At 36.7% G+C, this 21,574-nt stretch carries 8 protein-coding genes, 2 other RNA genes, 3 pseudogenes and 1 riboswitch; of the genes and pseudogenes, 10 read left to right on the top strand and 3 right to left on the bottom strand.

Going from position 1 to position 21,574, the window contains the following annotated elements; genetic code table 11:
• Positions 1–255 carry a DUF3931 domain-containing protein gene (locus tag LMD38_RS18495; protein ID WP_000369740.1) on the bottom strand — a complete coding sequence of 85 codons (255 nt, stop codon included), beginning with the start codon at positions 253–255 and terminating at the stop codon, positions 1–3.
• Between the two features lie 72 nt (positions 256–327).
• On the opposite strand from LMD38_RS18495, the gene LMD38_RS18490 reads away from it, so the two are divergent.
• From LMD38_RS18490 to ssrS (LMD38_RS18470), 5 genes are all read left to right on the top strand, one after another.
• Positions 328–795 (top strand): GNAT family N-acetyltransferase, encoded by a 468-nt coding sequence (locus tag LMD38_RS18490; RefSeq protein WP_049112587.1) that lies wholly within the window; start codon positions 328–330, stop codon positions 793–795.
• Positions 796–816: 21 nt separating this feature from the next.
• The gene (locus tag LMD38_RS18485) at positions 817–1,089 is read left to right on the top strand and encodes a YpbS family protein (protein WP_000451811.1); all 273 of its coding nucleotides are present in this window, start codon (positions 817–819) and stop codon (positions 1,087–1,089) included.
• Between the two features lie 2 nt (positions 1,090–1,091).
• Positions 1,092–1,925 carry a sulfurtransferase gene (locus LMD38_RS18480; RefSeq protein WP_073529925.1) on the top strand — a complete coding sequence of 278 codons (834 nt, stop codon included), beginning with the start codon at positions 1,092–1,094 and terminating at the stop codon, positions 1,923–1,925.
• A gap of 116 nt (positions 1,926–2,041) precedes the next feature.
• A non-coding RNA gene (gene ssrS, locus LMD38_RS18475) (6S RNA) lies at positions 2,042–2,224 on the top strand.
• A 21-nt stretch (positions 2,225–2,245) separates the two neighbouring features.
• A non-coding RNA gene (gene ssrS, locus LMD38_RS18470) (6S RNA) lies at positions 2,246–2,429 on the top strand.
• 54 nt (positions 2,430–2,483) lie between these two features.
• Here ssrS (LMD38_RS18470) and LMD38_RS18465 read toward each other — a convergent pair.
• Positions 2,484–2,843, bottom strand: a pseudogene (locus LMD38_RS18465) (hypothetical protein); the annotation flags it as partial.
• Between LMD38_RS18465 and LMD38_RS28735 the strand changes: the two are divergent.
• From LMD38_RS28735 to LMD38_RS18445, 5 genes and pseudogenes are all read left to right on the top strand, one after another.
• Positions 2,800–2,920: pseudogene (locus LMD38_RS28735) on the top strand (glutathionylspermidine synthase family protein); the annotation flags it as partial. The pseudogenes LMD38_RS18465 and LMD38_RS28735 sit on opposite strands and share 44 nt — an antisense overlap.
• Complete coding sequence (locus tag LMD38_RS18460) at positions 2,913–3,299, top strand: DUF350 domain-containing protein (protein ID WP_000606860.1); 387 nt, start codon at positions 2,913–2,915, stop codon at positions 3,297–3,299. The pseudogene LMD38_RS28735 and the gene LMD38_RS18460, both read left to right, overlap by 8 nt.
• A gap of 183 nt (positions 3,300–3,482) precedes the next feature.
• Positions 3,483–3,648, top strand: a riboswitch (M-box (ykoK) riboswitch).
• Positions 3,649–3,991: 343 nt separating this feature from the next.
• The gene (locus LMD38_RS18455; RefSeq protein ID WP_228919896.1) at positions 3,992–4,717 is read left to right on the top strand and encodes a P-type ATPase actuator domain-containing protein; all 726 of its coding nucleotides are present in this window, start codon (positions 3,992–3,994) and stop codon (positions 4,715–4,717) included.
• Positions 4,718–4,846: 129 nt separating this feature from the next.
• Positions 4,847–5,713 carry a 5'-3' exonuclease gene (locus LMD38_RS18450; RefSeq protein WP_000757048.1) on the top strand — a complete coding sequence of 289 codons (867 nt, stop codon included), beginning with the start codon at positions 4,847–4,849 and terminating at the stop codon, positions 5,711–5,713.
• Between the two features lie 510 nt (positions 5,714–6,223).
• Entirely contained in the window at positions 6,224–6,364 is a 141-nt protein-coding gene (locus LMD38_RS18445; RefSeq protein WP_001228043.1) for an FbpB family small basic protein, read from the top strand.
• Positions 6,365–6,436: 72 nt separating this feature from the next.
• On the opposite strand, the pseudogene LMD38_RS18440 reads toward LMD38_RS18445, so the two are convergent.
• Positions 6,437–21,465, bottom strand: a pseudogene (locus LMD38_RS18440) (DUF7507 domain-containing protein).
• Between the last annotated feature and the right edge of the window lie 109 nt (positions 21,466–21,574).

Raw genomic sequence — 21,574 nt, 5'->3', positions numbered from 1 at the left:
TTATGAGAAAAAGATTCGTTCGATTTTCTTTTGTAGTACAGTATCTAAAGATTTGACAAACCCAGCAAATTCATCGGTAGAAATCATATGAGTAAGAACGAGTCGTCTGCCGTCTGGTGTTTCACCGCATAAGACGAACGAAGAAAATTCATATGTTTTGTTTTCTACTACTAATTTTGGATAGGAATACGTGTCGCTCTTCTTCTTCTTTCCATCAATAGAGATGACGTTGCATTTTTTCTCATTGTTGTCCATGGTGAATCCCTCCTTTCTATTACTTATGGTAGACAAGGAGGGTTTAGAACAATAGAGAAGGGGGAATTTTTTATGACTGTTGTAATAGAACGTATTTCAAAAGAAGCTATACCGAAGTCTTTATTACTACTTGCCGATCCAAGTGAACAGCAAATTGGTGCATATGTACAAAGAGGATTAACATACGTAGCTAAGCAAGAGGATAATGTAATCGGTGTATATGTGATTTTGGAAACAAGGCCGAAGACGATGGAAATTATGAATATTGCGGTTGTAGAGCATTTGCAAGGAAAAGGCATTGGAAAGAAGCTAGTAAGTCATGCTATAGAAACTGCTAAAGGATATGGTATGTCAAAACTTGAAGTTGGTACAGGCAATTCTAGTGTTTCACAACTTGCTTTATATCAAAAATGTGGATTTCGTATTTTTTCTATTGATTTTGATTACTTTTCGAAGCATTATGAAGAAGAGATTATTGAAAATGGGATTGTATGCCGTGATATGATTCGGCTTGCAATGGAATTAAATCAGAACGTATAACTTATTTAGGGGGAAGAGAAGATGGAAGTACATAAAGCAATTACAGCACATTCTCGTAAACAAAATGAAAGTGTAAAAGCATGTTTACAATTAGATGCGCAGCGTGAAGCAGCTATTGAAGCAGCCGTATCTCTTGCGTCAAATGGGAAAGAATTTTCGGTTGATGTCATTAATGTTGTAACGAAGCAAATTAATGCTCTTGCAAAAAATGGTGTTACACTAGAGCGTAAATATGTTACAAAAGAAATGGTTATGGAGTATGTAAGTCGTTTGAAAGAGAAAGAAGGTCGTTAAAGATGTTAGTTACAGTCGAATGGTTACGTGAGCATATAGAAGATGAGAACGTCCGTATAATCGATTGTCGTTTTGATTTAGCGAATCCTAATTGGGGTAGAGAAAAGTATGAGGAAGAACATATTCCTCATGCATTATATTTTGATTTGAATGTAGATTTATCAAGTCCTATAACAGAACATGGTGGTCGCCACCCGTTACCGAATATTGAGGATTTTGCAGACAAGCTTTCGCAAGCTGGTATTGATGAACATACGAAAGTGATTGCATATGACAGTGAAGCGGGTGCAAATGCTTCTCGTCTTTGGTGGTTATTAAACTATGTAGGACATGAGAAAGTATATATATTAGATGGCGGATTTCCAGCATGGAAAGAGAATGGACTACCGGTAACAACGGAAATTTCTGTTACTAAACGAAAAGCATTCAAAGCAAATGTACAAAATCATATGCTTGTAACGATGGAAACGGTGAGAGAGAATATTTATGCAGGTGCAGATGTTACGTTAATTGATTCTAGAGAGCCAAAACGTTATGCTGGTGTAGAGGAACTTGTTGATCCGAAAGGAGGACACATTCCAACAGCAGTAAATTATTTTTGGAAGGATGGAATGCTGCAATCAGGACAATTTAAGAATGAAGCTCAGCAACAAGAACGATTCCAAAATCTTTCGAAAGATAAGGAAACAATTGTATATTGTGGTTCTGGTGTTACAGCATGTCCAAATATCGTTGCATTGAAATTAGCTGGATTCCAAAATGTTAAATTGTATGCAGGTAGCTGGAGTGATTGGATTTCTTATCCAGAAAATCAAATTGCAAAAGAAGAAGATTAATCACTTGCATGCAAAAATAATTTGTATTAAAATAAGGTCACAAGCAAGAGATTGCTCGAAAAACTTTGTATTTTACACATTGGAAACAATGTGATAATATAACGACAAGTAAATAATACATCCTGCGGTGTACGTAACTTATTTATGTCTAAAACCGATGTTAGTTATACGGAAGCTCAATATTTAGCGACCATCATCAAGCCTTCCTTGTGGAGGAAGATGTACGGTAACTGTGAGGGCATCCACCTGCGAGTAGCGGGTTTTTGGACATTTACGAGGAGCGGCACGTGCGGGGGTCTTATTTCAACTAACATTATATAAAATTCCTACGGTGTACGTAGCTTATGCATGTCTTAAACCAATAAGTTTAATATGGAAGTTCAATATTTAAATGTAGCTAACATGCCATCTTTTTAAGAAGGAAGTTACAAACATTTGTGAGAGCATCCACCTGTGAGAGCAGGTTTATGGACATCTAGAGAGAACGGCATATGTGGGGCTATATAAAAACCTTACGTTTTATACGTAAGGTTTTTTTGTTGCATACATATATCCATGTTATCTCGATTCACCTGTGAAGTTTCCGTAATAAATATAGCATTTTCTGTCTTCATCAATTTCTCTTGAATCTAAAGTAAACTCCATATGCATGCCGTCGCGCTGAATATATATAATATCTGAATGAAGAGATGGTAAAATTTCTTCATAGTTCCATACATCTTTACTTTCAATCAAGTTTGAACTTGTATTCTTTAGCTCTCTAATTTCAAAACCGATGTGGAAGTAAGTAGGATCTGAAGGATCGTTATAGAAAGTTTCTTGTTGAATATATATAACTGCTGTTCCGTCTGGATCTACTGAGGTTGCAGTGACAACATATGTATTTTTATCTTTTATAAAATATTCACAAGTCATGCGTGTTGGTGAAAAAAATTACGGGGAATGAATCGTACTATTTACCAGTAGGTATAAAAAAGGAGGAAGTATATGATTAATTTTTTATTATATTTAGCAGTAACACTTGGTCTTTTATGCATAGGTCTTTTCCTGATGGAAGTGACAACGAAAGTAAAAGAATTTAAGTTAATGGCCCAAGGGAATAAGGCAGTAAGCTATGTACTTGGAGGGCGATTACTTGGGTTAGCTATTGTTTTATATTCAACAGCAGCTAATTCCATTTCACTTCTTGATATGGTTTCGTGGGGAGCGGTTGGGATTTTGGCTCAAATTATCGTCTTTTATTTAGCTGAGTGGCTTACACCACGCTTTAATATAAATAAAAGTCTTGAAGAAGATAATCAAGCGGTCGGTCTTTTTCTTATGTTTTTATCGCTTTCCATTGGGATTGTAATTGCTGGTTGTATAACTTATTGAAAACTGTACGTTTAAACGTAAGGTTTTTATTTTTACTAATTTTAAAATATGTGCTTCATTCATTTAATACGTAGAAAGAGAAATAGTATGTATATGAGAGGGAGTTGTTGTAATAAGGAAAAGATTCCATTCAAGGTGTTGACATCTATTTTAAATAAGAGTAACATTTTCTATGTAATAAAAATAAGTCTCTGTTAGGTGAGGCTCCTGTATAGAGAAATGCTACTGCCCAAAAATGTCGAGAGACGCCAATGGGTCAACAGGAATGATCGAATTAAGGTTTTTCTTAACGTAGCTGGTAATGTACCTATGCTATACAGTGCTAAAACTCGGCGAGGGAGAGGTCCGTAGATTTCTAATTGTATTAGGAATCGCTTATTTGTGTATGTCATGGCCTTTACTCTTTTCGGAGTAAGGGTCTTTTTGTTACAAAGCTATGAGTCATTTCATAGTATAAACTATAAAATAAAACGAGGAGGTGAGGAGCATGTCAAATTCTGACTCGGTTCCGTTACCCATATACTTCAAATCAAAAATATATGATGTAGGCAGGAAACGACTTGTTCCTCCCTCTATATTTATCACTATGTAGCGTTTATATGTATGTTTAAGCGCTAGACACTTTTACAGTAAAGTGGATAAATCGAGAAACAAAGCGTTTCTTCCTATGTTGTAAAGGAGGAGACGATAATATGTTATATGCAAACAAAACTGTGGGTAACACGTCATATAAATTAAGCAAAAAATCAATGAAAGAACAAACATTGCTTCAAAAAAATAAAGATTTATTAATTGAAATCGCAACGAGAGATGTAAAATCTGTATTTGCGTATTTTAAAACAACAAGAGATGGATTATCTGTGAAAGAGGCACAAAAACGTATTCAAGTATACGGCCGAAATGAATTAACTTCAAAAAGAGCTCGTATTGCAGAAGTGATGATGAAGCTAGGTGGAATGATCCCAGGTTTTTCAAAACAACATGTGAGAGATGGATTACAATGTGAGAAAATTACGGTGTCTCGAGTAGAATGTTCTAGTGTAACAGGTGTAAACGGTGAATTAAAAATGATGACTTTGCCAGTACAAGAGCTTGTTCCTGGTGATATCATTTTCCTTTCAGAAGGTGATACAGTACCAGCAGATGTACGTATCATTTATGCAAATGATCTATTAGTAAATGAATCTGTGCTAACAGGAAACGATGCGAGTATTGAGAAATTTGAAAGTTGCTATCATCTTGAACGCAAACGATTTATTCCTTTGAAAAGAATGAAAGACTATAATCCACTTGAACTTGAAAATGTATGTTTCAAAGGGACGTATATTGTTGGCGGGAATGCAAAGGCTGTAGTAGTTTCAACTGGGAAAAATACGTATTCAGGGATTCTTCATACTTGTTGTAGTAGAACGTCTTAATATGTAATTGATGCTAAATATACAAAAACAATGTATAATAGACAAAGTTGAAAAACGTAGAATGGTAATCTATTTATATAACCTTACGTGATGACGTGAGGTTATTATTTTTTTGGTAGGAGAGGAATTATGAAAAAAGTATTATTAGTTGATGGTATGGCACTATTATTTCGTGCTTTTTATGCAACAAGTGTCTATGGACAGTTTATGAAACGACAAGATGGTACCCCTACAAATGGGATTCATGGTTATATGAAACATTTATTAACGGCAATGCAAGCAATTGAACCGACACATATCGTAACATGCTGGGATATGGGAAGTACAACATTTAGAACAGAATCGTTCTCAAATTATAAAGCGAATCGTGCAGCGCCGCCTGAAGAATTAATTCCGCAATTTGATCTAGTGCAAGAAATGACTGCAAAATTATCTGTTCCAGTTATCGGTCTGAAAGGGTATGAAGCGGATGATTGTATCGGTACACTAGCAAAACAATATTGCAATGAAGCGGAAGTTTATATTTTAACAGGTGATACGGATTTACTTCAGCTTGTTGATAAGAACGTTACAGTTATGCTTCTGCGCAAAGGAATTGGAAATTACGAGTATTACACACCGGAGAAAATTATGGAAGAAAAAGGTGTAGAACCGTGGCAAATTGTTCATGCGAAAGCTTTTATGGGAGATACAAGTGATAATTATCCAGGTGTAAAAGGTATTGGTGAAAAAACAGCGTATAAGCTTATTCAAGAACACGGAACAGTATCAGCTGTACTAGAAAACATAACATCATTAACGAAAGCGCAACGTACGAAGATTGAAAGTGATTTAGAGAATTTAAATATTTCATTACAATTGGCACAAATTCATTGTGAAGTTCCTATTTCATGTTCACTAGAAGAAGGATTACACACAATAGATGAAGAAAAATTACGATTCGTTTGTGAAGAAATGAATTGGGGAAGACCTGAAATATTAATCAATATGCTGTAAATAGTTGAAAAGAAGGATGTTGCATAAGTCGAACTTAGACTAGGTGACACCTTCTTTTTTAATTTGGAAAACAGTATGTTAATAAGTGAAAATATATGAAATTTAGATTGTGATATATAAACGTTTAGATAATATAAACCGATATAAGATGATGCAAATGGCGATTGATGTAATTGAATGAAACAACTATAGACTTTTTTAGGGGAATCTCTTTTTTTGAGTGTTCACAAAGTTGTCAGAAAATAAACGGAATTTTCATATGAAGTTCAAATAGAATTCACAACAATCAATTATTATAAGAACAACCAGATAATTCATTATCTTTTATCCCACTTTAATGGGCAGTAAGACCCCCATCTTAAAATTCAGCGAAAGCAAAGAAGTTAGGTGGGGGATCAACTGCCCATAAAAGTCCGATTGGTTCAACTAATAATCAGTGGGGGATGAAGAAAACCCCCACTGATTAAAGTTTCACTTTATATAAATCATCCCCCAAGGAGGACAATGAAAATGAGAAAAAAAGTGAGAAAATCTTTTAAACAATTATTAATTGAAAATAAACAATCACTATTAAATAATAAAGAAAATATGAAAGAAATTGAGGAACGAATTGAGAAACGACATGTAGCATATCAAGTTGCTAGTAATTGAGTATAATAATTTTTCCTATGAAAAAAGCTTGTAGTTTAGAGACTATCCAAACTACAAGCTTTTTCTTTTGTATTACTTCCACCAAATCCAAGCCCAAAAGTAATTTCGTACATTTCGAGGAGTAATCCGTATGAAGCGTTCACCGTCAAAGAAGCAATTCAAATTTGGAAGTGTTTCATCTGGATTTTCTGGAACAAAGGTGACGATGTTTTCGTTACTTATAACAGATACTGTAATTGGTGGGTCCGTAGGCGAGACTTGAAGTTGTAACGAAATAGTAGTCGTATTTTTAAATTCATTAGTAACAGGTGGACTTATTACTTGTACTGTGAATAACACGATAATTGTTTCGTTTGGTTCCAAATTAGTAGCGACTAGGAAACCGATATTCGGATTCGCTAGTGGAGAGTGTTCACCGTTAATGGAGACAGTGCCGTTTATAAATTGTAAACCTGCTGGAATAGTATCCTGTAAAGAAATATTTAAGAGTGAAATCTCCGAAGTATTCGTAATACGCACCGTGTAATCAAAATATTGATTTAAATAAGCAGAGCTGACGGAAGCGTTTTTCGTGACTGTCGCAGTTACAAATTGAACTGGTATACGAACAATATTCGAATTAACAACGAAAGTAATAATCGGATCCTGTGGTGTCAATTGGAAAGCGGCTGTAACTGTTGCAGAATTTATAATTGTACTGTTTGAAGGAATGGAAGTTACGAGCACTTGAAATGTTATCGTTGCTACTGAGCCTGCAGGTAAAGCGCCGATATTCATACCAGTGTCTGGACGGACAGTTGGTACCGGAGTACCGTTAATTGTTACGCTATTTTCTATAAATGTTGTACCAGCCGGAATAGTGTCTATAACAGAAGTATTGATTGTCGGAATTGGGGAGTGATTAAATACCGCTAATGTGAATGTAATTATATCTCCAATAACGACAATAGATTTGTCAGCTGTTTTTTCAATACGAACCATCGGATCAATGACTGTCGTTGTAACGGTATTTGTTTGTTTTGTAATTGTAATAGGTGGTTTTGTTGGATCGATGATAACGGTATAGGAAACAGAAGCATCATTATTAATTGTAGGTTGAAGAGTAGAAGAAGATATTGTTATTTGGAACGTAATAATAACAGATTCACTAGGAGCAAGAGTTCCTAACGTAATACCATTTTCAGGATTCGTATTAGGTTGATTGATTCCGTTAATTGTAACACTACCAATAACGAATGTCGTATCTACTGGTGCTGTGTCTACTAAAAGAAGATCTTCAATAGTGATATTACCACTATTAGTAATAGTAATGGTGTACGTTAAAGTTTGATCAGGTAAGGCACTCGTGAAATCAACAGCTTTTATGGCAATGACATTATCATTTTGGACAGTCGTTGTGACAGTATTTGTTGTGGTTGTATTTGTAACAGGTGCGTTATTTGGATTGACGGTATAGTTAAAGGTAGTAATTGCATTGTTGTTGAGTTCATTTGGTGTTGGGATAGAAGTCACAGAAACTTGGAATGAAGCGATAGCATCTCCACCAACAATTATAGTGTCAATTGGTATACCGCTTACTGGATTAACTCCCGGAAGCGTTTTTCCGTTTACAATAACGCTATTTTCTATAAACGTAGTACCTTGAGGAATCATATCTTGAATGACTACATCATTTGCTGCAACATTACCAGTTTGATTGAGTGTAATCGTATACGTTAACGTATCACCAACCGTTGCAAATGCCAGGTCAACAGCTTTATTACTATTTAAAGTCGCGTGATTAATTTCTGTTACGGCAGCTGATGAAATAATAGTTTCTGTAATAGGTGGTCGATCTGGTAACGTGTATTGAAATTCAATTGTACTCGTGTTAGAAATTGGATTTGTTTGTGGGATCGAAGTAACACGTACTTGGAATAGAATAGTTGCTGTCGTATTAGGTGGAATGGTATCAATTTGTATACCGTGAAGAGGGTTGTCATTTGGCCGAGCGTTGCCGTTCACGATAACACTATTCTCTATAAAGCTCGTATCTGCCGGGATAATATCTGTAGCAATAATGTTTTCGACTTGTATATTTCCGTTATTTATGATGGAAATTGTATAAGGGATGATAGTTTGTAAGTCAGCATATTGGATAGGTGTTGTTTTTGTCGCAATTACATTAGCGGAAATAACTTCAGTGAAGGTAATATTGCTAGTCGATATTTGTTCTTCCACGTTAATTGTATAACGAGAAGTTGATTGATTTTGAACATGGCCGGTAGCTGGAAGAGCTATGACGGTAACAGAAAATGTGACTGAGATAGAAATGTTAGGAGCAATCGTTCCTACAAGTATACCGGTACTTGGATTGGCGTTAAGTTGCGGAATATTATTTATTAAAACGCTACCGTCAATAAAGGTAGTTCCACCAGGAATGTTGTCTGTAAATACAACCGCAGTGGCATCTGTATTCCCTGTATTCGTTAAAGTTGTTGTATAAGTTAAAATGTCACCAATCGCTACAGAAGTTAAATCAACAGTTTTAAGTGAAACGATATCAGCATCATTAATTTGAACAAAAGTAGTGTTGGAAGTAGTCGATTTTTGAATTGGTGCAAAATCAGGGGTGAAAACAAAGTCGTAGATGATGTTTGCAGTATTAGGTGTTGGATTTACATCAGGTAAATTCGTAACGGAAACTTGGAAGGTTATTGTAGCCATTTGACCTGATGCGATATTAGGAATGGAAAAGCCGATATTCGGATCTGCTGCAGGAAGCACAGTATTGTTAACTATTACACTTCCCGGAATAAATACTGTTCCATCTTCTATCGTATCTGTAAAAAAGATGGAGTTAGTTGTAGTGGATCCGTTATTTTGAATAAAGACTGTATATGCAACGGTTTCATCGATATTAGCTAATACTGTATTAGCGGATTTTGTAGCGGTAAGAATTACATCAATAAATTGTATATTGGTAGTATTGGAAAATGCCGTTTCTGAAATTGGTGGTAAGCTTGGATCTGGCTCATACTCATAGTGGATGACGGCGATATTATTCATGTTATTTTGAGAAGGTATAGAGACTACATTTACTTGGAATGTAACGATAATTGTATTGTTTGGAAGGATAATATTAAGGGTGATACCGGTAATTGGATTTTCGTTAGGTCTTGGTATGCCATCTACAAGAATGCTATTTGGAACGAATGTAGTGCCAGCAGCAATTGCGTCAATTAGGAGAGTATTTGTAATAGGTACTGTACCAGTGTTTGTAATCGCGACTGTATATGTGATGATTTGACCGATGCGTGTAATAGATCTGTTAGCGGATTTAATTGCAATAACATTTGCTGTACGGACTTCAGTATTTACTGCATTTGATAACGATCTACGCTGAATAATAGGGGAACTAGGCTCAATTTGATATTCATACGAAGTGTCTGAAATGTTAATGACTATGTTGTCAGGAGGTATACTTGTAAGTTGTACTTGGAATGAAATAGTGACTGTTTCATTTGGTTGTATCGTGTCAAGCGTTATGCCAATTTCAGGATTCGCACCAGGCTGAATCACATTATTTATTGATAAGCTATCTTTAATAAATATCGTACCTTCTGGAATATTGTCAATGAACACTGTATTGTTAGCCGGAACAGTTCCGATATTTTGTAGTGTATTTGTGTAGGTAATATTTTGCCCGATAGATACGAAAGTAACGTTCGCCTGTTTAACAGAAATAATATTTGCATTTTGAAGCGATGTTGTAACGATATTAGAAGTTACAGAACGATTCACTGGGGGAGCTGCAGGAATACTTACATATTGGTACGTTGCTGAAGATTGATTTACAATTTCGGTTTCAGTAGGTGGATTATTTGTTTGTACTTGAAATAGTATTGTTTTGGAACTGTTAGCTTGAATCGTTCCAATTGCTATTCCGTTTTCAGGGTTTACACCTGGCTGAAGTACACCGTTAATTGTGACGCTGTCGGTAACGAATGTAGTCCCAGCTGGAATAGAATCTGTAAAAATAATATTTATTGCGTCAACATTGCCGAGATTTTTCACTTCAGAAATATAAAGGATCGTTCCGCCAATATCTACAGTTGTTGGATTGGATGTTTTTGTAATTGTCAATTGTGCTTGCACGAAATTTGTAATGACGATATTACTAGTAGATGTTTCCGTAATAGGCGGTTGCTCTGGATCTGGTTGAATTGTATATGTTGTATTAGATTGATTTGTAATCGATTGTTGCGAGAATGGATCGTTAATAAGAACTTGGAACGAAATAAGGTGAGTAGCGTTTGCTGCTAGGTTAGGTAAAGTAACCCCTGCGTTTGGATTTGCACCAAGTATAGCTGTTCCGTTAAGTGTAAAACTATTTTCTATGAATGTAGTCCCTTCTGAAATAGTATCTGAAAATATGAGATTTGTAGCTGGAATATTTCCGGTATTCTCTAGTGTTATCGTATAGGTCAAAATGTCACCTGTTGTTGCTTGTTGTGCATTAACTGCTTTTAAAGAAAGGACATTCGCATCCGAAATTTGTGTGAAAGCTGGATTAGACGCAATTGTTCGAGAGATGATAGGAGCGTTTGGATCGGCGATAAAAGTATAGTCAATACGGGCTATATTAGAAATTGGATTCGCGGTTGGAATAGATTGAACGATAACTTGGAATGTGACGGTGACGATTTCTGACGGCGCAATGGAGTTTATTGGTATTCCTACGTTTGGATCGGCACCTGGAATTGAGATACTATTAATGATCACGCTATTTGGAATCAATGCAGTTCCTTCTGGGACCAAATCTGTTAAAGTAACCGTATTTGCAGTTGTATTCCCGTTGTTTTGAATGACGACAGTGTAAGTGATTGTACCGTTAGTAGATTGTACGAGAGAATCTGTATTTTTAATTACGGATAACGATGCATCAACGACGGCTGTACTAACCGTATTAGATGAGGAGGTTGCTGTAACTGGAGGTTGACTCGGATCGACAGTATACGTGTAACTTGTAAGTGCTTGATTTATAATTGCTCCTTGCGGTGGAATAGAGCTTGCACGAAATTGGAACGTAATAGTAGCAGAATTACCTGGTGCGACAATACCAATGGGAATGCCAAGAGTTGGACTTGCATCGGGAAGTGAAATCCCGTTGAGTGTAACACTATTTGGAATAAATAATGCTCCTTCAGGAACTCCGTTAATGAGTAATACAGAGTTTGCAGGGAAGTTTCCAGTGTTTGTTAATGTTGCAGTGTACGTAATTATATCTCCAATAGATACGATTGTTCGATCTGCTTCTAAAAGCGTTGTAACAGTAGCGTTATTAATTTGTGTAGAAGCGCTATTAGAAGTTATTGTGCCGGTAACAGGAGGAGATGCCGGATCAACGATGAATTCGTATTGAATAGATGCAACGTTTGTAATTGGGTTGGAAGGTGGAGTAGATGTAACTATGACTTGGAAAGTAACGATTAAGGAACTGTTCGTACTAACGGTTCCGATGTTAACTCCGTTATTTGGATTTGCATCTGGAATGGTACTTCCATTTACAGCAAAACTATTTTCAATAAAGGTAGTTCCTTCTGGAATGAGGTCTGAGAAATTTACATTCGTAGCGTTCGTATTGCCGCTATTTTGAATTAAAACTGTATAAGTGATCGTGTCGCCAATATTTGCAAAGGCTGTACTAGCAGTTTTTATAGCTGAAAGTATTGCTGTATTAATAGAAGTAACAAAGACGTTCGTTTCCACGTTGCCAGGCTGAGCCTGTAATGCATTGCCTACGTTATATTGGAAGTTCACAAATGCTAAGTTTTGGAGTTCAGGAGTGAATGTTGTTGGATTGCTTACAATTTGAACTTGGAATATGATTGTTACAGTTTGATTTGGATTGACTGTATTTATGCCAACACCGTTAATGATAGAAGCGGATGGTAATGAAGTACCGTCAACAACAACTGATCCTGCAACAAATTGTGCCCATGAAGGTAAAGGGTCTGAGAAAACAACGTTGTTAGCTGGAATATTTCCTGTATTCATAATCGTAGTTGTATACGTAATCGTATCACCAATCGTCGCAAAAGCTTTATCTCCAATTTTAATTGTGTTTAAAATTGCGCTTTCGATTTTTGTTGAAATAGTAGTAGAAGCAATACTTTTTGAAACTGGTGGATTAGCAGGGTTAACGATATGCTGGAAGTTAACGCTAGCTTGATTCGTAATTGGATTTATAGGTGGAATTTCATTGGTATTAATATGAAATGCTACGATGACAGACTGGTTTGGCGCGATATCACCAATTGGAACCCCTGTAACGATATCTGCATTTGGGATGCTAGTTCCGTTAAGTGTAAAACTATTCGGTTCAAAGGAAGTTCCATCTGGAATAAGGTCGGTGAAAATAACATTTGATGCACTAACATTTCCGCTATTTGTAATGGTAACGGAGTAGATAATATCTTGCCCAATATTTACTGTTGACACATTTGAATTTTTCTGTGCAGTAAGGATAGCGCTATTAATTTGTGTAGTCGTTGTATTAGATTGATTAGAAGTTGTAATAGGTGATTGGCTAGGATTAACGACATAATGATATGTGATAGAAGTAGAATTAGAAATAGGATTCAGTGTTGGAAGTGTAGTAACAGTTGCTTGGAATGTGACAATTGCCGCATCACCACCGTTAATGGAACCGATATTTACACCAGTAGATAAATCAGCATTTGGAATGGTTTGCCCATTAACTGTGAAACTATTTGAAACGAAACTTAAATTGCTATCAAGTATATCGATAACGGTAACATCAGTTGCAGCCACATTCCCGGTATTAGGGAGGTTAAGTGTAAATGTTATTGTATTACCAACATCCGCAAAGGTAAGATCTGCTGTTTTTGTACTTATAATATTTGCGTTGTTTATTTGAAGAAGCGTCGTGTTGGAAGTAGCTGAACTCGATACTGGAGGGTTAACAGGATCAACAATAAACTCATATGTCGTTGACGCTGTATTCGGTGCTGGATTAATAGGGGGAATGCTGTTCACTGTAACTTGAAAGACGATACTATATATTTCATTTGGTGGAAGTGTTGCAAGCGATACACCAGTATTCAGATTCGCGTCAGGTTGTAAAACACCATCAACGGTTAATGTATTAGGAACAAATGTGAGTCCACTCGGTAATACATCCGTGAATACAATACTAGTCGCATCCGTATTTCCTATATTCGAAATAGAAGTAGTATAAAAAGCAGTTTGCCCAATATCTGCAAAGGATATATTTTCGTTTTTAGTCATAGATAATATAGCTTCTTTAATTTGTGTGGAAACAGGATTACTAATTGAAGTTTCTGGATCAGGTGGTGAGACTAATTGATATGATGTTGATGAGAAATTTACAATTGGGTTTTCGGTTGGTAATGATGTTACAGTAACTTGGAATGAAACTGTTATTGTATTCCCAGCTGTTATAGTCCCGACATTTACACCATTGGATGGATCCGCACCAATTTGGGGAATTCCATTAATAGAAAATGTGCTTGTAATAAATGTAGTTCCGCTCGGTATTGTATCTGAGAAAATAACATTTTGTGCGGATGAGTTTCCATTGTTTGTTAAAGTGACAGTGTAAGTGAGTGTATCTCCGATATGGCTAAATGCTTTATCAACTTGTTTAGATGAAAGAATGGTAGCTGTATTAATTGTAGTAAATGTTGTGTTTGAAGTAACATTTCTTGAAACAATTGGTGCATTTGGATCAGCGATAAATGTGTAAGAAGCAGTAGCGGAATTGGCAATAGGATTTTGGGGTGGTGTAGAAGTAGCGGTAACTTGAAATGCTATAGATATTGAGCTGTTAGGAGCAATTGATCCAATTTACCTGTATTAGGATTAAGGCCAAGTTGTGTGAGGCCATTTATTGTGACACTACCAGAAACGAATGATGTGCCGTCTGGAATAAGGTCAGTGAACGTAATATTCGTAGCGTTTGTATTCCCGGTATTTGTCAAAAGTGTCGTATAGGTAATGGTATCACCTAGTGTTACAAGTGTTTGATCTACAGATTTCACCATCGTTATCATAGCATCTAGTACAGGGTTTGTAACGATATTCGTTGAAGTAGAAGTTGTAACAGGAGTTCCGTTTGGATCGACAGTATAAGAATATAAAATTGTGTCATTACCCATAATTGAACTTGAGGAGGGAACAGAAAGAACATTTGCTTGGAAAGTAACGGTTACTGTTTCACCAGGAGCGATATTTGGTATATTTACTCCAAGAGCTGGCTGTGCACCAAGTTGCTGAACACCATTGATTGTGATTGAATTTGGTATAAATGTAGTGTTAGCTGGAATAGCGCTTGTAAATGTTATGTTTTTTGCTGTCGAATTTCCTGTATTTGTAATCGTGGTTGTATACGTAATCGTATCACCGACAGAAATAATGGATTTATCAGCGCTTTTTGTAGTAGTTAATATGGCGCTATTTATTGTCGTAGTAACGGTATTAGATGAAGCGGTTTGAGTGATAACTGGTTGACTTGGATTAACAATATGCTGAAATTGTACAGAACTAGAATTAGAGATTGGATTTATACTTGGAATGTTTATAACAAGTGCATTAATAGTAATAACGGCCATTCCGCTTGGGTTTATATTTCCAATTTGTATGCCATTAGCTGGATTTCCGATTTGCTGCGTACCAGAATCATTTACAAGAGTACCAGATATAAATGTTGTTCCATCAGGCAAAATATCGGTGAAAATTATATTTTGTGAAGTGACATTTCCAGGGTTACTTAATGTAATTGTATAAGAAATTGTATCGCCAATCGTTGCGAAAGTTTTATCTACAGATTTAACAAGTGCGATTTCCCCAGAATTTATTTGTGCTGAAACAGAATTGGATGTCGTATTTCGTGAAACAAGTGGTAAATTAGGTCCTGTCATAAATTGATAATCAATAGAAGCACCGTTTACAACCGGTGAATTTGGCCCCCCAGGTCCAATTGTGAAAATTGGATTTGGAATGCTAACTACTTGCACACGGAAGGTAACGTTTATAAAATCTCTTGCAATAATATCCCCAATTGGTATCCCGTTCGCTGGATTTACCCCAGGCAATAAAACCCCACCTACTCGAACACTATCTTCTATAAATACTGTATTGTTTGGAATCGGATCTGTAAAAATGATATTCGTAGCAGTTGCATTCCCTATATTTTCTAATAAAACAGTATACGTTAAAAAGGAATTTCCAGGTGCGACGTCAGAGAATAGTCGATCCACACTTTTCGTTGCTTGAATAATCGCTTCGTTAATTTGCACTAAAGTTGGATTACTTGTAGCTGTTTCTGTTACCGGCGGCTGGTTAGGATCAACAATGATAGAGTATGTTGTGCTAGATTGGTTCAATGTTGGATTTGTAGCTGGTATTGAGCCAACGATAGCTTGAAAGCTAATTGTTATCGTTCCTCCAACTGGAATTGCGTCTAAAGAGATTCCGCTATCTGGTCTAAATCCAAGTTGTGGGCTGGAGTTAATTTGTACACTATCAGGAACGAATGAAAGTTCGGGTGGTAATATATCGATAAAAACAGGTGTGTTTGCGGTAGTATTTCCGCTATTAGTGAGGATAGTCGTATACGTAATTGTATCTCCAACAGCAGCAAATGCGCTGCTTGCAGTTTTTGTTGCGATAACGGAAGCAGTATTTACTTGTGTAAAAGTTTTATTGGATTGAACTGTTCGTGAAACAGGCGGTTCATTTATATCTACAATAAAGCTATATTGAAGTGATGATTTGTTAGGCATTGGATTAGGATTTGGAATCGTTGTAATGTTTACCTGAAAACTGAGTGTAATTGATGCATTTGCATTCAAGTTACCGATATTGATACCGTTTTGTGGATTTGCATTCGGAACGGTTACACCATCTATCTTAAAGCTATTTGGGATAAATGTAGTACCGTTTGGAATTGTGTCTGTAAAAACAATGTTGTTTGCAGTAGTATTTCCTGTGTTTGTAACAGATGAAGTGAATGTAATCGTATCACCAATTGTAGCGAAAGTTGTACTCGCATTTTTATTTAAAACTAAAGTAGCATCAATAATTGGAGTAACCGTCGTATTCGTAATTGTGCTACCAACAGCAGGTGATTGGTTTGGGTTCACGGTATACTCATAATTTACAAGAGCATTATTTGTTAATGTGCCACTAGGTGGTATAGCTAAAATTTGGGCTTGAAAAGTAATCAATACAGTATCTCCCGGCGGAATATCTGCCAAGTGAATACCAAGTGATGGATCTAACCCTGGCTGAGGAACATTATTGATAGTTACTGAATTTTGGATAAAGGACGCGCCGGCACCAAGTCCATCTGTTAAAACTGTAGCACTAGCAGGAATATTTCCTGTGTTCGTAACTGCAATCGTATAAGTAACGATATCCCCAATTGCAGCTGTCGGTGTATTTACTGACTTCGTAGCGACAATTGTAGCATTATTAATTTGAGTTGTTATTACGTTACTTAACGCATTGGAAGATGCTGGAGGTAAGTTGGGATCTATGACATATTGGTACGCTGTATTGCTTTGGTTCGGGATTGGATTTGGACTAGGAATGGAATTTACTATTACTTGAAATGAGATTGTTGCACTTGTATTAGGGTTTATTGGATCAATTGCAATCCCACTTGCTGGATTTGTATTAGGGAGTGTATTCCCATTTACTGTTACACTATTAGGAATAAATGATGTTCCGTTTGGAATTACATCTGTAAAAATTACATTTGATGCAAGTGTGTTCCCGTTATTCGTTAAAGTAGTTGTGTACGTAATCATATCATTTACGTTAGCAAACTGTTTATCTGCCGATTTTACAGCGGCAATTGTAGCATTATTAATAGTCGTCTGTACGGTGTTAGACGCCACCATCTGCGTTACAACTGGTTTGGATGCGTCGTACGTGTATTGGAATGTAGTGCTCGATTGATTCGTAATCGGATTTGGACTAGGAATAGTTGGTACAGAAACTTGGAATGAAACAGTACGTGATGAATTCGCTCCTATTGTACCAATTAAAATGCCATTAGCAGGGTTTGTATTAGCTAGGGGGACACCGTTAATTGTTACAGTGTTAGGAAGGAAGAGGGTACCGGCTGGAATGATATCTGAAAACGTTACATTGGAGGCAGGGATATTTCCATTATTCGTTAAAATCGTTGCATAAGTTATGACATTGCCAACATCAGCGAAATTTGTACTTGTTAGTTTCGTAGCAACAATATTAGCGGTGTTAATTTGAGTCGTTACTATATTGCTAGTAGCATTTCTCACAACAGCAGGTAAATTTGGATCAGCAATAAAGTTATATTGCAGTGCAGCACTGTTTTGAATTGGATTTTGTGTAGGCAAACTACTTGCGCTTATTTGAAAAACAATCGTTGTAAATCCGCCAGCAGGAATTGTCCCAACTTGAAGACCGGTACTTGGGTCTGCACCTAGCTGTAAAGCACCGCCTATAAAAGTACTATTTGGTACGAGAGTTGTGCCAGAAGGGAGTATATCGGTAACAACTACATTATTCGCTGGAGTATTTCCTGGGTTAGCTAGGGAAATGGTATATGTGATTGGTTGCCCAACATCAGCAATAGTTAAATCTACCTGTTTAACAATAACTACATTTGCTAAATTAATTTGTGTACTTACAGTATTACTTAAAGATGTTTCTATAGTTGGTGGATCGCCCGGATTTAGAATAAAGCTATATTGTGTACTAGATGAATTTATTGTTGGGTTTTGTGTTGGTAAAGAGGTGACAGTTACTTGATAAGAGACGGTAAGTGAGCCGTTAGCAGGAATGGAAGGTAACGGAACACCGACATTTGGATCGGCGTTATTTTGGAGTACACCATTAATAAGGAAAGTGTTTTGGATAAAGGTAGTACCGTTTGGATTTGTATCTACGAAAGTAGGACTATCAGCAGAAACACTTCCTGCATTCGTTAAAACGACGGTATAAGTTAATACATCCCCTACAGTAGCGAACCCTTTATCCACTGTTTTGGCTGAAATGACATTTGCATCGTTTACTTGCGTAAATGTAGTAGTTGAAGTTGTGTTTTTACTTACAGGTGAAGCATTTGGATCAACAATAAAGTTATAAGAGATGGAGGCGCTATTTGAAATCGGGTTTGGGTTTGGAATGCTAGTGATTACTACTTGGAATGAAGCTGTAAGTGTAGTATTAGCATTGATGTTACCGATATTGATGCTAGCTGGTGTTGCGCCCGGCTGAGTAGTACCGTTAACTATAACACTGTTCGGTACAAAGGAAGTACCGTTCGCTATTGAATCGGATAGTAATACATTGTTTGCCGTAACATTTCCGTTGTTTGTAAGAGCTAAGGTATAGGTTAATACATCTCCAACTTCTGCAAACGTTTTATCTACAGATTTAGTAGCTTGAAGGTTTGCTAATCTAATTGTTGATGTAACAGAATTAGAATTTGCGGTTTTTGAAGTTGGTGGCAGACCAGGATTTACAGTGTATAAATAAGAAGCGAAACCATTATTAATGATAGGATTTTGGGCGGGAATATTGATGACAGTTACTTGGAAAGAAAGTGTAAAAGTAGCTCCGCTGGGAATTGTGCCAATAGGAAAAGCAACGAGAGAATTTACATTTTGCAAAACACCGTTTAGTGTTACAGTACCTGGAGTCAATATTGTACCATTTGGAAGTGGATCTGTTAGTTGTACGTTCGTTGCAGCTGTATTTCCACTGTTTGAGATAAGGATTGTATAACTAATTGTTTCGCCGATTGTAGCAAATTGTTTATTTGTTGATTTTGTTACTGTTACATTCGCATTATTAATTTGAGTGGAAACGAGATTAGAAGAAATATTTTTTGTAACGGGTGATTGGCTAGGATTGACGATGTATTGATAAGAAGCGTTTGATCCATTAGATACGACATTTGACGCGGGTATTGTATTTACTACTACTTGAAATGAAACATTTTTTGTTGTACCAGTTGGGATCGATCCAATATTCACACCGTTTGCGGGATTTGCGCCTACTTGTGTCGTTCCGTCTATTGTTAAACTGTTGAGAACAAAAGTTGTTCCAGTAGGAATGGCATCTGTAAAAATAACATTGTTTGCACTTGTATTACCTGTACCTGTAAAGGAAACGGTGTACGTTAGTGTATCACCAATATCTGCAAAATTTTTATCTACTACTTTCGTCATTGTTACAGTAGCATTATTCACTTGAGTGGAGACAATATTCGTCGTATCAGTCCCGCTTACTGCCGGTTGATTTGGTATAGGAGTATATTGATATGTTGTTGTTCCACTATTTAATATGGGGTTTGTTTGGGGGATAGATGGAACGAGTACTTGGAATGAAATAGTAGTTGTAGAATTAGCAGCAATAGACCCAATTGATATACCATTAGCGGGATTCGCTCCAGCTTGCGTAATTCCGTTAACAGTTACACTTCCTGGAACGAAAGTAGTCCCGCTAGGAATCGGATCCGTATATATAACGTTCGTTGCAGTGATATTTCCTATATTAGTTAAGGCGATACTGTAAGTTAATGTTTCACCAATGTCAGTAAAGATTTTGTTAACTGATTTTGTTCCATTCATATCTGCGAGGTTAATTTGTGTTCCTGCAGAGTTGCTTGTTGCAAGACCGTTAAAAGTCGTTCCTCCAGCAATTGGTGTATATTGAAATGTGATAGTAGCGGTGTTAGAGATAGGGTTTTGACTTGGAAGAGAAACGACGGTTGCTTGGAAAGTTACTGTACGAGAAGCACTATTATTAATTGTTCCAAGAGATATACCAGCAGCCGGATTTGCATTTGTTTGCGGGACATTATCCACTGTTACAGTGCCAGGTATAAAGGAAGTACCGTTAGGGAGTATGTCTGTAAAAGTAACGTTATTAGCAGGAAGTAGTCCGGTGTTAGGGATAGTAACTGTATAAGTGAGAATGTCTCCAATTGCCGCAACACTTTTATTTACGCTTTTCGTTGCTTGTATGTTAGGCGAGTTTATATTAATTTGTAATCCGACTGTATTTAACATATATGCATCTCCGTTAGTTGTTAAACGGATTGCTGCGGACACTTGAGAGTTTGTTAAATAAGGAGAAATATCAATAGAAGTAATGTCCCAACCTTGCCGACCTGCGGAAATATTTGTGCTTGTAGAAGCACTCTGATTTCGTGTTCCAAATGTCCCGGTTGTATCTAAATTTCCAGCCGCATTATTGACCTGAGAACCGAAAAAATTATTTACAGCATTATTTGGCCCAGATAAAGCATTTAATGAACTGAAATTTGGTCCAAACAAAGCTTGATCCCCAGTTAGATCAGCATCTCCTTCGGTAGAACTTAAAAACAATCTCCCGCTTACAGGTCCTCCGGAAGGTGTTAAAAATCCTGAAACAGATACATCGGCACTACCAGTTTCTGCAGAAACACGGTTTCCTGCTACATAAATCGTTAAGTTTCTTGCGGGTAATGTTCCGTTCTGATAAGCAACGATAAGCGTCCATCCAGCTGAATTAATCGCCCCATTAGAAGCATCTAAAGGATCCACAAGTCCAGGGACAGATCCAGTCGTATAAGAACCGCTTCCTGCAGCTTGAATGAGTGATGTTACATCTGCTGAACGCGTATAAAATCCAAATGTGACTGATCCAGAAACGAATGTTTGATTAGAAGCTGTAACGGATGAAGGGGTAATCGAGTATGTTGAAACAGGTGTTGTAAAAGAAACGGGGTTTCCTAAAACACTTGTAATGTTTTGATCACGAGATAAATAGTTTCCACCCCAAACGAGTTCTGCGTAAAGAATCGTACTACCAGCAGGTATATTTAAAATAGCGGTAGAACTATTTTGTGTATAGTTTAACGTTGTACCAGCAGGAAAAGTAGGGACTTGTAAAGCAGTATTCGTAGTTGCGAATGCACCAATTGCCCCGATTGTACCAGCACGGTTTTGATTACTAATTTTACTTAAGCCTAAAGTATTTCCTGTAATAGCGAGTGCGCCGTTAGTGGTGGTAGAAAATCGATTCGTAATGGGCATGTTGTCACCTCATTTACAATATAGTCTTGGTCAAAATAGGATATGTGTGTGACAAATAAAGGGTAACATGTACAAGTTGAATTGGGAAGATGGATTTAAATGTCTAGAT

The organism is Bacillus pacificus (assembly GCF_020861345.1).
Lineage (GTDB): Bacteria > Bacillota > Bacilli > Bacillales > Bacillaceae_G > Bacillus_A > Bacillus_A pacificus.
This window is presented reverse-complemented; position numbering and strand designations above follow the sequence as displayed.

Bases quoted from the DNA above. Each gene is read 5' to 3' on its own strand.
- LMD38_RS18450 (WP_000757048.1), top strand. From the start codon at position 4,847: ATGAAAAAAGTATTATTAGTTGATGGTATGGCACTATTATTTCGTGCT.
- LMD38_RS18495 (WP_000369740.1), bottom strand. From the start codon at position 255: ATGGACAACAATGAGAAAAAATGCAACGTCATCTCTATTGATGGAAAG.
- LMD38_RS18445 (WP_001228043.1), top strand. From the start codon at position 6,224: ATGAGAAAAAAAGTGAGAAAATCTTTTAAACAATTATTAATTGAAAAT.
- LMD38_RS18480 (WP_073529925.1), top strand. From the start codon at position 1,092: ATGTTAGTTACAGTCGAATGGTTACGTGAGCATATAGAAGATGAGAAC.
- LMD38_RS18485 (WP_000451811.1), top strand. From the start codon at position 817: ATGGAAGTACATAAAGCAATTACAGCACATTCTCGTAAACAAAATGAA.
- LMD38_RS18455 (WP_228919896.1), top strand. From the start codon at position 3,992: ATGTTATATGCAAACAAAACTGTGGGTAACACGTCATATAAATTAAGC.
- LMD38_RS18490 (WP_049112587.1), top strand. From the start codon at position 328: ATGACTGTTGTAATAGAACGTATTTCAAAAGAAGCTATACCGAAGTCT.
- LMD38_RS18460 (WP_000606860.1), top strand. From the start codon at position 2,913: ATGATTAATTTTTTATTATATTTAGCAGTAACACTTGGTCTTTTATGC.